Source organism: Chitinophaga sp. 01L420 (assembly GCF_056399985.1).
On record NZ_JBFTSK010000029.1, the window covers coordinates 91,744 to 107,845 of the forward strand.

Annotated in this window: 10 protein-coding genes; 2 read left to right on the top strand and 8 right to left on the bottom strand. The window is 44.8% G+C overall.

Going from position 1 to position 16,102, the window contains the following annotated elements; genetic code table 11:
* Window positions 1–32: 32 nt before the first annotated feature.
* The 8 genes from AC1DP6_RS24010 to AC1DP6_RS24045 all read right to left on the bottom strand — a co-directional run bounded on the left by AC1DP6_RS24010 (window position 33) and on the right by AC1DP6_RS24045 (window position 10,532).
* Window positions 33–3,185: an amino acid adenylation domain-containing protein gene (locus AC1DP6_RS24010; protein ID WP_477057112.1), complete on the bottom strand. Its 3,153-nt coding sequence runs from the start codon at window positions 3,183–3,185 to the stop codon at window positions 33–35.
* Between the two features lie 50 nt (window positions 3,186–3,235).
* Window positions 3,236–3,742 carry a UpxY family transcription antiterminator gene (locus AC1DP6_RS24015; protein WP_477057113.1) on the bottom strand — a complete coding sequence of 169 codons (507 nt, stop codon included), beginning with the start codon at window positions 3,740–3,742 and terminating at the stop codon, window positions 3,236–3,238.
* Window positions 3,743–4,289: 547 nt separating this feature from the next.
* Window positions 4,290–5,057, bottom strand: coding sequence for a hypothetical protein (locus AC1DP6_RS24020; protein ID WP_477057114.1), 768 nt, complete (start codon window positions 5,055–5,057; stop codon window positions 4,290–4,292).
* 18 nt (window positions 5,058–5,075) lie between these two features.
* Window positions 5,076–5,927 (bottom strand): DUF4249 domain-containing protein, encoded by an 852-nt coding sequence (locus tag AC1DP6_RS24025; protein ID WP_477057115.1) that lies wholly within the window; start codon window positions 5,925–5,927, stop codon window positions 5,076–5,078.
* A 4-nt stretch (window positions 5,928–5,931) separates the two neighbouring features.
* Window positions 5,932–8,550 carry a TonB-dependent receptor gene (locus AC1DP6_RS24030; RefSeq protein WP_477057116.1) on the bottom strand — a complete coding sequence of 873 codons (2,619 nt, stop codon included), beginning with the start codon at window positions 8,548–8,550 and terminating at the stop codon, window positions 5,932–5,934.
* Window positions 8,551–8,633: 83 nt separating this feature from the next.
* Window positions 8,634–9,632, bottom strand: a complete 999-nt coding sequence (locus AC1DP6_RS24035) for a FecR domain-containing protein (protein WP_477057117.1) — start codon at window positions 9,630–9,632, stop codon at window positions 8,634–8,636.
* Between the two features lie 59 nt (window positions 9,633–9,691).
* On the bottom strand, window positions 9,692–10,258 hold the full coding sequence (locus tag AC1DP6_RS24040) for an RNA polymerase sigma factor (protein WP_477057118.1): 567 nt from the start codon (window positions 10,256–10,258) through the stop codon (window positions 9,692–9,694).
* 94 nt (window positions 10,259–10,352) lie between these two features.
* Window positions 10,353–10,532: an SMI1/KNR4 family protein gene (locus tag AC1DP6_RS24045; RefSeq protein WP_477057119.1), complete on the bottom strand. Its 180-nt coding sequence runs from the start codon at window positions 10,530–10,532 to the stop codon at window positions 10,353–10,355.
* A gap of 465 nt (window positions 10,533–10,997) precedes the next feature.
* Between AC1DP6_RS24045 and AC1DP6_RS24050 the strand changes: the two genes are divergently transcribed.
* Window positions 10,998–14,123 carry a SusC/RagA family TonB-linked outer membrane protein gene (locus AC1DP6_RS24050; RefSeq protein WP_477057120.1) on the top strand — a complete coding sequence of 1,042 codons (3,126 nt, stop codon included), beginning with the start codon at window positions 10,998–11,000 and terminating at the stop codon, window positions 14,121–14,123.
* 25 nt (window positions 14,124–14,148) lie between these two features.
* Window positions 14,149–15,855, top strand: a complete 1,707-nt coding sequence (locus AC1DP6_RS24055) for a RagB/SusD family nutrient uptake outer membrane protein (RefSeq protein ID WP_477057121.1) — start codon at window positions 14,149–14,151, stop codon at window positions 15,853–15,855.
* Window positions 15,856–16,102 lie beyond the last annotated feature (247 nt).

Sequence of the window (16,102 nt, forward strand, 5' to 3'; positions counted from 1 at the left end):
GTCTGGTTTTGATACATCCGGCAAGCAGCTTTTTATTCATCTGCAAAATCAAAAACAATGTCATCTTCCATCTGTGCCCGGACCTTGCTGTTGCCGCTGATAGTGGTTATCAACGGTCCTTTTGTACCAGCAGCAATCGCCACTGTCAGCAATTTAAAGTTTTCCGCCAACAATTGAGCATCTTCGCGGGTAAAATACAATGACGCATATTCCAGCCTGAATAAATAATTGCGCTCCATTTCGTTTACAATCAGGGATAGCGGATACTTGGATGTAGTACTATCCAAAACTACAGGCGGAAAATCATTGCCTGTATAAGCATCATTGACAACATTGTAATTCTGAAAGGCAAATAGCGCACTGAACAGACTCTTAACCGGCGTTTCCCTCGATTTGTTTAGCTCATCCATAATACTGACCAGGTCATAGTGCTGGTGACTATTTGCCTGTACCAACAGTTGATGCAGCTCCCTAACAAAGCTACTGAAGGACATATGAATATTTAACTGGTAACGCACTGCCAGTGTTTTCACAAACATTCCGACCACATGCTCGATTTCATACTGAGATCTTCCGGACACGGCAAGGCCTACTGTAAGATCTTTCTGACCAGTTAACTGTGACAGATATACGAAAAAAACAGCGTAGAGAACGGAAGACCTGGTAATGGTTTCTCCGCTACATTCCGCTGCAATTGCATCTATAATATGGCGCTCAATCTCAAAATCAATACTTCCCCCCTCATAACTTACCTCTTTAATATGCTTACTGACGGAAGGCAACGCCAGCACAGGCAATTCACCTTCAAACATATTCAGCCAGAATTTCATTGACCGGAGATACTCACTGGTAGCTGTAAACTGATGCTCCCACTCAGCATAATCTTTATACTGAAAAGCCGTGGCAGCTAGTTCCCTTCCCTGATACAACTGCATAAACTCATTGCCGAGAATGAATTCAGAAATGCCGTCGCAAATGATATGATGAATATCTATCAGCAGTATACGGGTGCCATTGCGCATCAATAATACCGATGCCCTGAAAAGGGGAGGCTCGCTCAAATCAAATGGCCTGACAGCCGCTGAAATAGTTTGCTGTAAATCGCCTTCTTCCGTCTCCGTTTCCGACAGGGAAAAATCTACCTGCYCCGCTATCACCTGACACAGGTTGCCGTTTTCAATTTTAAATCCGGTCCTCAAACTTTCGTGACGTGCAATAAGTTGTTTCAAAACGGACTCAATTTTAAAGCGGTCATATACGCCTGCAATTTCCCATGCCATCGGCATATTATACACGGTGCTCGATTTGTCGAGCTGACAACTGTAATATATTCTTTCCTGCCCCTGTGATAAGTTATAGAAAGCTGTTTCACTTGCCGGATTTATCCGGAATACATTATCACTGCAAACTTCCGCTATCAAAACAGCCTGTTTGCGGATGGTAAGATGACCGAACAGTTGGGCCAGTGTTATCCTTATAGTAAACCTGTTGTAAATCCGTCCTATCAGCCGCATCATGCTTAACGAATTTCCTCCTTTGCTCTGAAAGCTATCATCAATGGAAATAGGATAGTCTCCCAATAGCTCCTGCCAGATTTCGAGCAGTTGTTCCTGCAACTCATTCTCAGGGGCAATAATATTTCCCTCAGCAATCTGCCTGATCAGCGATTTATGATCAATTTTACCATTGCTCAGCAACGGGAATACACTTGTTTCTATGACTTTAGAAGGAATCATATATGACGGCAAATGCTTCTCCAGGTACATTCCGATCATAGGAAGAATGGAAAATCCGGGAGGTAGTTCCGGATCCCTTATAATAAAGGCCACCAGGGTATCCTCTCCGTTATCTCCCGTAATTTTTGAGCATACCACACTACTGACATACTTTGACATCAGCAAGGCATTTTCAATTTCTGAAAGCTCTACCCTGATACCTCTTAATTTAACCTGGTTATCTCCCCGGCCCAACAGATCTATCATCCCATTCGGCAGTTTCCTGGCCTTATCTCCCGTTTTAAAAGCCATGGCTTGTAGGGATGCAGCCGGCAGCTTCACAAACAACTCTTTCGTTAGCTTTGAATTATTCAGATACCCTTTCGAAATATAATCCGAAACAATGTACAAATCACCGATTACCATTGTACCACAGGCCTTCAGTCCCTCGTTCACGATGATAAGTTCTGTATCACTGATAGGTCTCCCGATGGGTATCCTTTCACTTTGTGTATCGCTGAAGTTGATTTCATAATAAGCTCTGATCATGGTTGTTTCCGTTGCACCATACAGGTTGAACAGCCTTATACGGCCTTCAAAAGTTTCAAACCATGATTTCAGTTCTGCAGGTATAATTCTTTCCCCCGACAAAAACACATACTCCAGGCTCCGGAAATGCTGTTGCGTCAAATCCCTGCTGTTAAAAATCCTGAAGATACTGGGCACACAATGGATCATCGTTATACGCTGCTCATCAATCCAGTGAACCATTTTCTCAGGTGTAAAAAAATCATCCTGTGCCGGTGGAATACATACCGTACCACCGGAAAGTAAAGGCACAAATACATCTCTCAGAAATGCGTCAAAATAGGGACTGATAAACTGACTACATCTGGAAGTACTATCTATGCCAAAGGCAGTGATTTCCCATTGCAGGAATTGCAACAAGCTACTGTTCTTTCCGATGATCCCTTTCGGCTGTCCTGTTGTTCCCGATGTAAAATAGATATAGAGGGAATCATCCTCCCGGTATTCGGGATATTGCAGATGCAAATCATCGGTTTCCGGTGGTTGCTCCAAAATATGTTCAAAGCTGTAGCGTTTCAGGGTCGGCATTGCATTAAACGCCGTTTTCAATTCGTGTTTTCGGCTTGAAATGACAAGCCGGCATTTCAGTTCACGGAGGATCGCAACAAGGCGCTTATCAGGCAGGGAAGCATCAATAGGCACAAAGACACAGCCCGCATTGGCTACACCAGTGATGCAGGTAATCAGGTCGGCCCTGTCATCTATCATGATACCGATAATACTTTCCCTTACTACTTCCTGTGACTGCAGAAATCGTGTTACCTTGTTGGCAGCCGACAACAGTCCGGAATAGGAAACCAGCCTTCCGTTGTCCTCGATGGCTATATGCTGGCTATGCCTCTGCAGACTGGCAGTAAGCTCCTTTTGGAAAATCTTTTGCATGTTCCTTCCCTGTTTGTATTGATGCAAATACACTGATTAAATACACTGTATTATGCAGGCATTAATTGTTCAGCAGGTAACGAAATGAGAATATTTCTCTGTAAGAGAGATACTCTCACCAGCAGTTTCTTCTTTTCATTTACTTCCACCATCTCACAATTCAGTCCGGTTAAAGCTCCTTCACGGATGACCACCTTTTGTCCCGGCTGAAAATATTCCTGGGTAACTTCTACGCTGTTCGCTTGTGTGGTGACCAGTTTTAAGTCATTGACAATAGAATCGCTGACGCGTGAAATTTCCTTTTTTGTTTTTACATAAAATAAGGACCCGTCAGCATCGATTCCGCCGTAATAGCTCTCTAAATTTTTCAGGTGAATAAAAACATAAGAGGGGAAAAGTGGCTCTTCAACATATTTTTTCCTGTCATGCCATGTCCGTAGTTTTTTGGTAAATGGCAAATAGGCTTCAATGTTCATTCTGGTTAACTGTAAAAAGACTTTTTTTTCATAACGTGGCTTCGTATAAATGAGGTACCATCCCGTTGGGAAATTCTTCATGGGCTAAGCATTTAGGACTAGAAAAGGATTCGGGTTTCGCCAAAGCAAAGCTACCGCTACAGTTAGTAACAATAACTACTACCGTTTAATAATACCAGATGAACCGCGAAAGGCATTGAACAACTACCGGGTGACACAACTCTTCTTAAAGTGTAACAGCAACATACTGGATAGGGCCTTTCATTTATCGTGACTACCAAGTTAATTTAAGTTGATTAATTATTTATAGGTATTGCCGCAGTTATTATTACGGCTTTTACGATAAACCAGATCTGTTTTATCAGTAAACAGCTATTCCGGCACTTCTTTATTGTTGTGCCTGGTTCCCTTGCTGCAGTGAGGCTTCAGTGGGATGCCTGGAAAAACGCACGATGGTAAGATGCTATAATATGCCGCAGCATATATTGGAAAACATATGCTATAGATTGATAAAAGTGAAAGCAGCCGACCAGGGAGAATTTTGATGATGCTTTGCCGGGAAATCAATTTAAAAAACTGTGGGAGACACTGCATTGGCTTACCATGGCCGGCCGAAATAAGAGCAAAACTAAGGCAGTTTGGAAATCTGGCGAAGATGTAGATATCCTAAACCTACTACCGCCTTCTTTAGTTCCGGGCTATGGAACAAGCTGATATCACCAGGAGCGGTATGCTGAAAATCACTTCCCTCCATAATACCAATCAATTCAAATACTTTTCCGTCATTACGGGGTATCAGTATGGAATCAACATCCGGAAAGGCAAATGGTGCAAGGCCCACAAACACACCAGCAATTTTTTGCTGATGGCTTTCCACCAGGTAACTGGAAATTTCATCCGCTCTGAGGTCTTCCGGCTTTAATGCCCTTAATCGCATCAGGCGCCGCACATCTTCTGCTTTAAGCGCAGGGCGCTTAAAATCCCCCTCATATAACTGAGCATATTTCTGGTAATACGATTTTTTTAACTGATACATCACTTCATTCATATTATATCCAATCTCCTGGTCAGTATATGCTATATGATATTCATTGGGCGGAATAAAACGGTGTTCGCCAAAGTAACGCCAGTCTGCATCAAATTTGTACTTCCCGTCTATTATATCAAAAGCCAATGCATCCAGTCTGGTATACTTTGTATGATAAGCCCCGGTATGTTCTCCTACTCTTTCATTGTATATTTCCTTCACCGAAACAAAATGAAGCCACTCATCCCTGTCAGGGTGCAGGTATCTCAGGTTAATGGAGGCGAGGGGCAGAAAATATTTTCTATGCAATGCTATCTCATCATAAAAAACATCTTCATATTCCGGGAAGAGTTTTATATAGTCTGTCATTAAATTATCTGTTTAATCTTACTCTTGGATAATGTATTCCCTTTGCGCCAGGCCACCAACAATACCCAGACCGTTAATGATATTATTGAAAACAATTACCTTTTCTGACAAGGGATCATCATTCTTTTCACGGGCCATAAACGCTGTGAACAGGTAGGTATAACTGCTATAAGTGAGTGTTGATACTTCTACTATGATTTTGTCCCTGGGATCATACCAGTATGTAAGGAAACTGAACCGGCGGCTGTGGCCATCGAACCAAACATCGTCTGTATAAAACTCCGTACGGTCTTTGTTGTTGAACAGCCCATCCTTGGGATCACCTGACGCAAATCTATGCGGCCACTTAGCGTAGTGCCCCTGATAATCTTTAGACAGAGCGTAGATCCTGATACGGTAATAATTCTTTTCCCCCTTTTTATCGTGCAGTTCCACTGTTACATTCCCTTTGATCTGGGAACCGACGGCAATTTGCTTTACGGTGATTTCGCCCGTTGCTACCCCTTCCGGCACAAAGTCGCTGCCTTCCACTTCCGGGAAACCCGGAATAGCAGCAACAATACGATATGTTGACCCTGCCCTCGCGGTAACAGTGCTTTTATAGTAAGTATATAGTCCTTTCACAACCGTATCCATGTTTTCCTTAAATACCCCATTTTCATATAGTTTTACAACCGCATTTTTTATTTCGGGAAATATCCCCCCCTTTCCGATGTGCCCGGACATTGTTAAATGTGCCAGCATCAGACTATCGCTACTCATCAGTAAATTGAGTACCGGCTTATTTGCTTCATCCGGTATGTCTATTGTTATTTTCTTTTTACAACTGCATACAACCAGTATCAGCAGTAGAAATAATGTTGATTTCATTTTTTTAAAATTTCAGGCTATAAGAGAAACTGGGCATAAAAGGAACAAGGTTAGCTGCTGTCAGGTTAGCTCTGGGGCGTTCATTGTCATAATTGTCCAGATAATAAAAGAAAGGATTAAAGCGATTATAAACATTGAGTATGCTGATATTCCAGGTACGTGTCATCCCATTTTTTTTATACCTGATGAAATTGATACCCAGGTCCAGCCGGTGGTAGGCCATAATACGTGCGTTATTGCGTATATTAATGCGTTCGTTCGAAGGATACATCCTGTAATGATCTGTGTGTTCAGCAGCAGGCGCGTCCAAACCTTCATAGGAGGCTACCGGAATGGTGAAAGGTGCGGCGCTCTGATAAGTCCAGGAGCCGGAAAGTTCAATGCCTCTACGTAACTTATAAACGCTCACGATATGTAAGTCATGACGACGATCATATTTATATGGGAACACCTTTCCGTAGTTCACCTCGGGAATAACGCGATTAGCCCAGGCAAGTGTGTACCCTACCCATCCTGTAAGTCTGCCGCTTTTCTTCTGCAATAGCAATTCCAGCCCATATGATTCTCCCTCGCCTGCAGCCACCTGGCTCTGCCAGGTATCCCCCCTGCTGCTGGTAAGATAGTCTGCACCTTCCTTATACTCAATCACGTTCCGCATACGTTTGTAATACCCTTCTGCTGAAAATTCAAACTTGTTTCCGAAAACATTCCGGGCTATACCAAGGGCATACTGGTCTGCGTCCTGGGGCTTCACCTTATCTGTTGCAGGCACCCACAGATCGGTAGGAAGTGAGATAGAGTTGTTGGCCAACAAATGCACGTATTGTGTCATGCGGGAGTAGGAGGCCTTGAGCGCCCAGTTGCCAGGCATGAGGTAGCGCACATTCAGGCGAGGCTGCAGCGAACTATAAAAACGTCCTTCTACGAGAAAAGTACTGAAATGTATTCCGGCATTCACTTTCAGGCGCCGGGAAAGTTCCCAGTCATCTTCTGCATAGAAGTCCATTTCACCGGCATGAATATCACGATTATTGTTCACGGAATCCACTGTTACCTCCTTACTTTGTGTCTGTCTTGTTCGCAGCGCGCCGGGAGTGAAAATACGGTACATGTAAGCAACACCTGCTTTAACGGAATGCGCAGATTTCGGATGATATTCGAAATCTGTCTTAACCCCATAATCCCTGATACCGGAATTAAGCTGCTGATAATCAGTAAAGGCGTTTTGGTTAGTTTGTCCTTCCTGGTAAAAACGAGACTTGAAATGATAATCACTGCCAATCAGCATCACATTGGAAAATAATTTTGGAGAATACACATGGTTCCATCGGATAGTGCCTGCGAGGTTTCCAGTATTTGCACTAAGGTCGGAGACGTAATAATTATCTTCATAACGACTTTGGAATCGGTATCGTGTATTCATCATGTCGCTCCCATTATAAAAGCTCAGGTATAACTTATCCTTATCTGAGAATTTATGATGCAATTTCGCGTTGATATCGTAGAAATGTAGTCTGAACCTCTCAATTTCATCCTCCTTTCCGTTGAGATAAGCCTTAGCCGCCAGATCGGGATAAGATCTGCGGCCAGAGATCAGGAAAGTTGTTTTCCCTTTTCTGATAGGCCCTTCCAGCGAAGCCTCCGCAGAGAGCAGCCCAATGGAAAAATCACCATGTATTTTATTCATGTCGCCATCTTTGGTAGACACGTCCACCACGGATGACAACCGGCCGCCATAACGCGCCGGAAACGCCCCTTTATAGAGTGTTACATCTTTAAGTACATTGGTATTGAATGTAGAAAAAAGACCCATCAGGTGCATCGGATTATAGAGCGGGGCCCCGTCCAGTAAAATGAGGTTCTGATCAGGCGTTCCGCCACGTACCAGCAATGCGCTGGTAGCTTCCGTTCCCTGTTTCACACCTGGCAACAGTTGCAGGGTCTTAAACAAATCCGCTTCCCCCAGCAGGCGTGGCACGGCCTGTACAGCCGCCGCCGATAAATTAATGCGGCTCATCTGGGACGATGCTTCAATCTGTTCAGCACGCCCACCCCGTATGGTTACCTGCTCCAGCTGACGATTGAGCACCTTCAGCCTGAAATTGATCCCTGCACTACCCTGCGTCGCCACTACCGTATCAAGGCGCTGATAACCAAGATAAGACAGTTGTACCCGGAAAGAATCCTCCGGCAGGGTGATGCTGTAAAATCCATACGCATTGGTGATGGTACCTGCCTGGTATTCCGGTACGGCCAGCGAAACACCGATCAGCCGCTCTCCCGAAATGGCGTCTTCCACGTATCCGCTTAGTGTATGCTCAGGTTTCGGCACCGGACCAATAATGATGTGGTCTCCTTTACGTTTAAACATGAGGGAGGTGCCTTTCAACAGGTCCCTGCAGATAGTTTCCAGCGGCGCCTCTTTATAGGTATGTGCTTCCAAGCTAATCCCCTTCACCCTTGTATACTCATAGGAGAAATGGATATCGCTTTGTTGCTCCAGCAATTTAAGCGCGGCTTCCAGCGATGTGGCCGGAATATTTATAGTAAGCTTTAATACACTTTGCTGACCGGTAGCAATCAGACTGCATGCTAAGAACAGAACGGTTAATAATCGTTGCATGACGTTATTCGTTTTTTAAAAAGCATAGTACTCCCCTGCCGCATTTACGGCTGCTTAAACGGGGCAATGTGGTGATTGAATGATTATTGTTGTACGCCGGTAATTGTTACCCGGCCATCGTGGAGCGTATAAGTCATGCCGCTCAAATCCTTCAGCATTTCCAGCACCTCATCCAGTGAAGCTTTGTCGGTTATCCGGAGATTGAAACGGTAAGACGACATCATAGCAGTATCATAGGCTACCCGGACCTGGTAACGGTTCTGCAGTATGCGGGCCACTTCCCCGAACGAAACATGCTGCAAAAGAAGGCTTCCCTGGCGCCAGTCGTCCACCTGCTCATCAAGGCGTGTAGCCGTATGCGTGGCCAGTTGATATACGATCTGCTGGCCTGCCTCCAGCACACCCAATACATGATTACTGTCTGATACCTGCACCATGCCCGTGCCTACATACACTTCTATATCCTGTAATCCATGATAAGCTTTCACACTAAACTCAGTGCCCAGTACTTTCGCAACTATGCCGGAAGCTGTGCTGACAGTAAAAGGATGCGAAGCAGCAGGCGCCACTGCAAAGTAAGCGAGACCATCTATCATTTGCACTTCCCTGCTTTTTTTCCCGAAATGGCTGGCATAACGCAGCCTGGAGCCAGGCGCCAGCCACATATCAGAACCATCCGGCAGCTTCATCCGGAGAATATTCCTGCCTGCAGGAGCACTGACTTCTGTATACGATACCGCTGCCGGCTTTCCCCTGAACAGGTACAACAGGCTACCTGTGGTGATCAGCACTAGTATGGCTGCTGCAGCACGCCAATACACGCGCCGGACAGGCGTTTTCACTGGTATTATATGCAATGGCTCCGCACTTATTGCAGTTTTCTCCTCCTGAATAACTCCGAAAATGCCTGTTTTCAACGATTCCTTCATAGCCAGCTTCTCTGATTCATCATGAAATACATGACCTTCGGCAGGGAATGAGGCATACCATCTTTCCAATATAGCTCGTTCCTCCGGCGTACAAATGCCAAGAGCGTGCTTTTCAAGCAGTAGGTCGATGGTATGTTGATCAGGATGACTCATATGCTGTTGTTTAATAGACAATCCTCAAATTCCGGAAGTACTATGTTGAAGAAAAAAAATTAATCTAAAAAGAAATTACCCAGCCCTTCCCTCAATTTTTTGAGCGCAGTGGAAAGCTGGTTCTTAACCGTTTGTTCTGACAATGTGTGCTTTTCGGCGATTTCACGGATAGAGAGACCATTATCCCGACTATCAATAAACAGCTGCCGCATCTTTTCCGGGAGTCTTTGCAACTCGCGACGATAGCTGGCCTGCAGATCAGCACCTGCGATAGTTTCTTCTGTGGAATGAGTAATTTCCGGTAATTCCCGACCTGCCAGTTGCCGGTATTTCTCCCTGGCCTGCTCCGATTTGAGATAATTCAGCACCTTAAACCTCACGGCTGCACGAAGATAAGCCCCTATAGATTCGGTGATCTGTATCTGTTCTCTTTTCTGCCAACAGTAAATAAATACCTCCTGCACAATGTCTTTGGCGGCGGCTTTGTCGTACAAACGCCAGTAGGCACTTTCGTACAGGGGTTCCCAGTATTGTTCATATATCTCTCCATAAGCTTGCAGGTTGCCCTCCCGGACAAGCTGCCACAATTTGGTATCCGGAGTTTGGTGCAGAATAGGTGTTGACATGTAAGGACGATAAAATCAGCGGCGAAGTTAGTAAAACACTTGTTAAAGAGTCGCCAATTCGGAGACAACACGCTTATTACCATCTCCATACTTTTTATCTAAAAGAAAACCCATTAACCTGTATATATAATTCCTTAAACTCTTCAGGAAATGAAAAACCAATTTCTACCCCAACAATTAAATGAGCAGATGCCGCAGGAATTTGTAATTTATTTATATGGTAAGAAATTACCCCTCTTTTAAATTTCCCCTTTAACATTATTGATGCCATCATATTCCGTAGCTGAGCTATTCCGTTAGCTACACCTTGTTTTCACAAACGATTTGAATATAAATTAAGCAATTGTTGGTATTATTTTACCTGGGATAGAAATTTGCCACCTGCGATATTATTTATTCTATAACTTCCTGATACTGCTCTATAAAAACGCGGGGCGATGATGCAACCTACAAATCCGGCATTCAGACGAGATACATGTATCACAAGAATGCCATTATCAGCCATAACAGTACATTCAAACCAGACGAATAAATTATCAACTTTTGAACCGGAGGTGTCAATTTTTTAAATAAGAATGCAAACGTTTGCACATAGCTATGACCAACATCTATTCACGTTAAAAAACCACATTATGAAAGAAACTTCTGAACGCTGTAAAACGACAGCAAATTCAGGTAGCTGCTGCTACCGCCTTACATCATTTTATGTCCTGATAGCAAACACCCAAAAAATCGTTCTATGAGAAGAATAGTGAAAACAAGTATTGCAATCACACTGATTCTTTGTGCTGTATTTGCCCGGTCTTACGGGCAAAATAATACCGGCAGTGTGAATGGTATCGTTACCGATCAGGGAGGAACACCGCTTCCCGGCGCCACCGTTGAAGCTTCAGCCAACGGCAAACGCGTGAATATCGCCATCTCTGACAGCATCGGAAAATTCGCATTTAAAAATTTACCGGCCGCCAGCTACGCCTTCAATGTGAGCATGATTGGCTATGATGCAAAATCATTTACAGGATATAAAATCGTTCCTGGCCATAATTCAACATTGTCCTTTACATTATCTTCTACAGTAAGTGAACTGAGTAGCGTGGTAGTCATCGGATACGGTACCAGAAAAAGACAGGATGTTACCGGATCTGTAGCCAAAGCGGACCTGCAGATACAAAAACAATCTCCCAATGCAAACGTCATGTCTTCATTGAGAGGTACAGTTCCGGGTCTGACGGTAGGCCAGGTTACAAGAGCAGGCAGTGATCCTACATTGATGGTGCGGGGCCGGAACTCCATTTCCGGCACCACTTCCCCATTGATTGTGGTAGATGGGCTCATCTATAGAGGATCACTCACCTCCATCAACCCCTCCGACATCGCCAGCATCGACCTTTTGAAAGATGCCAGTGCTGCCGCTGTATATGGCTCCCAGGCATCAAATGGTGTGGTGCTGGTCACCACCAAAAGCGGCGCAAGCGGCATCGATAAACTCACCGTCGATTACAGTGGCTCTTATTCCATACAGGAGATGACCAAAAAAAATATGAGACCGGCATCCGGAGCCCAGTATATAGAGAAACTAGGGGATTGGTACCTGTCTGAAAGCCGCGACCCAAACGACATGACGAAGATGAATCCTAACTGGGACCCTACTACGAAAATGCCGGGCATCGAAGGCGACAATTACAAAAACGGCTATGAAGCCAACTGGTGGGACTTAATGACCAATAGCAGTCCCAGAATCCAGAACCATAACATAGGTCTCAGCGGACGGTCAAAGAAGATCCGGTTCTATCTGGGCTATGGTTATTTTGACCAGTTGAATCTCATTAAAAATGATAATTACAAAAGGAACAGTATACGGCTCAACGTGGAAGCCAAACCCGCCGACTGGCTGACAGTAGGCGCTCAAACAGGACTCTCCATTAATGATTATAGTGGTGTTTCTCCCACTTTTTCCGACATCATGCAACTGAAGCCATTTAACCTGCCCTTTGATCCAAAAACCGGTCAAATGCTGGAGTTTTATGCGCAAACAACTACGCCCACCGCGTTAGAAGTACTCAAAAGATCCAGGGACTTCGACCGGAATCTGAACATAATAGGAAATTTCTTCGTCAGCGTCGACATTCCACATGTGAAAGGACTGAACTATCGTGTCAACTTCGGGAACAATTATATCTATACCAACCGGTTTAATTATAATGCCCCTTCTGTTGAAGCTACCGCCTATAAGACCTACATGACGGACTACTTCCTTACACTGGATAACATCCTTACCTATAAGAGGGACTTTGGAAAACACGGCGTAGACCTGACCCTATTATATGGTGCAGAAAAAAACATACACGATGGAACCAGCACCTCCGCCGGCGGTATCACCAATGGGGTGTTATCCTACAACAGACTCGATGTGGGAGATCCCGCGCGGCTTACCGTGTCAAACGATCTGGCTACACTGCCCTGGCAGGAACAGGCACTTTACCAGATGGCCAGGCTCTCCTATTCGTTCGACAAAAAATATATCTTAACCGGTACCGTCAGAAGAGATGGTTTTTCCGGCTTCTCCGCCCAAAACAAATGGGCCACATTCCCATCTATTGCTTTTGCATGGCGCGTAAAAGAAGAACAATTTCTTAAAGCTGTTGGCTTTATCGACGACCTGAAATTAAGACTGTCTTACGGCTCTACCGGTAACAGGACCGTGGGCCGGTATCAAACACTTTCCCAGATGAGCGTTGGATTAGCGAATGGTTATTTATACGGCAGCTCAGGCGGCGCACAACTGGGCTCTTATTTAAATCAGTTGCCCAATTCCGGCCTGCGCTGGGAAACCACCCATTCCTTTAACACCGGCGTGGACTTCTCATTTTTCAACAATCGGCTTTTCGGTTCACTTGACTTGTATTTCTCTAACTCAGAAAACCTCCTGAATTCGAGAGCCACTCCTACCATCACCGGCTTCAACAGCTTCCTGATCAATATCGGGAAAATTCAGAACAGAGGACAGGAGCTGAACATCACAGGCGTACCGGTTAGCAACAAAAACTTTAAATGGGAAGTAACGGCTAATTTCTTCCGGAATCGGAACAAAGTACTGGATATAGACGGCACCAAAAATGACCTGATCAATGGCGCCGATCCTATCTTAAGCTACTTCATCGGTCAGCCATACGGCGTGGTATACGACTATAAAATCACCGGTATGTACCAGCTGGGAGAACAAGTACCTGCCAGCCTTGCCGCACAGGGCTTCAAAGCCGGTCAATATAAAATTGACGACAGAAACGGTGACGGGCAAATCACGCCGGCAGATAAACAAATACTGGGCAGACTTGATCCCTCCTACAGTCTGGGTATTTCCAACAGCTTCCAATACAAAGCATTCCAGTTAAAATTCTTTATCAATACCATTCAGGGTGGCAAAAACGGATACCAGGGAGCACCGGGTATCATGCTGCTGAATCCGGACAATATCAGGAACAACAACGGCTTTGTTTACGACTATTGGACACCCAACAACCCCAACTCACGCTACAGGAGCATCGCTGCCTATGTAGCCACGCTGGGGGAAAATTTTGGTCCTTATACATCCCGGAGCTTTATCCGTCTCCAGGATATTACCCTTACCTACATGCTGCCGGAAGGGATATTAAACAGGTTAAAAGTAGTGAAGGCGGCGAGTATATATGTGAATGCACAAAACCTTCTGACCATCACCAAATGGGACGGATGGGACCCGGAATCCAATCCTCCGGCCAGTCAACGATCCTCACTTGGATTGAGAATACCTGGAGGCCTCGGCCTGGATCAGAATGGCTACCCCGTGATGAAGAGCTTTTCACTGGGCGTAAACGTGACATTTTAATGCTTTCACCCGTAAACCTTAAGACATGAAAAAAAGATTCATCATATTATACCTGCTTGGCATCAGCACGGCATTTTCTTCCTGCAGCAAGAGCTTCCTGGATGAAGATCCGCTATCTATCTATACACCAGAAAATTCGTTGCAAACATCGACTCAGTATCAGCAGGCTACCAACAACCTGTACAACGGTGTCAGGAACATTTACATGGGCAATATCAACCTGGATACCTATTTCGGTATGTACTACGCTACCGACTTTGCCTATAACGCTACCGATTATGATCCTGCCGCAAAGTTAAATGCCTATAAGGCTACCATGGTGCCCAGCTATTTTATTCCGCAGGGTATCTGGACGGCATATTACAAGATCATCACCAATGCGAACCTGATCATCAGCCAACTGAATAAATCTACCCAGCTGAGTGATGCCGATAAAAAAAGTTTCCTCGGCCAGGCACTGTTCTTCAGGGCCTATTCTTACAACGTACTGGGCAACCTGTTCGGTGGCGTACCTATTGAATTGAATGAACTTTCAGGTCCGCGGTATGATTATGTACGCGCCAGCAGAGACGCAGTATACCAGCAATGTAAAAAGGATCTGCAACAGGCTATCAGCTTATTGTCCGACATTAACCAGGTACCTGATGGTACGGTGAACAAACAAATCGCCAAACATATCCTTACGGAAGTACTCATCTCCTTAAAGGATTATGATGGCGCCATTACAAGTGCATCTGAGGTAATCAACTTTCCCGGCTTATCACTGGTGAACGGCCGGTTTGGCAAACGGGCCAATTTGCCGGGCGATGCCTATCGGGATTTGTTTGAATACAACAATCAGAACTACAGCACCGGTAATCATGAAGGACTACTGGTGTTACAAACCACGCTGAACAACTCCGCATCCGTAGGCGATCAAACCGCCTGGGCAGTAGTTCCCAGTTTAACGGGCGTTAGAATTGTGGAGTCCACCACTAAAACTAAGATGTCTATCCTTTTCAATGCCAAGTTCGTGGACAGCGTTTCTTCCAACGGCATCGGCTGGATACGGCCTACCTCCCACTTTTTCTACGAGATATGGACACCCGGTGATATCCGCAATTCTTCCTATAATATCGTCAGGGATATCCGGATATCTGGTGTACCTGCTACTTCTCCTGATTACGGTAAATGGTATGTAAAAGATGGTTATAAGGACAAAGTACAACCGGCGGACTTCAGGGATACCATCCGTAACTTTTATCCGGTTATCAGGAAAACGTCTCCCTCGGCTGGTGACTTCGTGTCTGCTGCCGGTCCTGCAATTCTTACTAATGTGACCAATCCGTTTGGTGGACTTTTGTTGAATGGTGCATCCCGGTTGTTTATGCAGAAATATATGGTCCGTCTGGCAGAAACCTATCTGTTAAGGGCGGAAGCCTATCTCGGGAAAAACGACAAACAGAAAGCGACAGATGATATAAATGTGTTGCGGAACAGGGCACAAACCACTCCGGCCTCCGTTACAGAAATGAATATGGATTACATCCTGGATGAACGCCTGCGGGAATTGTACATGGAAGAGTTCCGGGCGGTAACCCTTACCCGGTTAGGGCTGTTGTACGATCGTGATAAAAGATACAATCCGAAGTCGGGCCTCACAATCGAAGCATACCATAACCTCTGGCCGATACCTGCTACTGAAATAACACAAAATACAGGAGCTGTATTGGAACAGAATAAGGGATACTAGAAATATACGCTTCATCGATCTACAAAAGGATACACTAAATTTAAAAAGTTAGTGTATCCTTTTTTGTATCCCTTCAGATATGTTTGATGTAGTTTACCATTATATTCCAAAAGCCGAAAGCCGCAGACACTCCCAATAAAAAGTCATTTAAAAAATGTTTATTATTATTTGATTACTGCTGTCATGCCAATTCATTTACCTATTTTAGCTTTGCTTTCGTTGCGTTTTTGTAGTTCCATCAATTTGC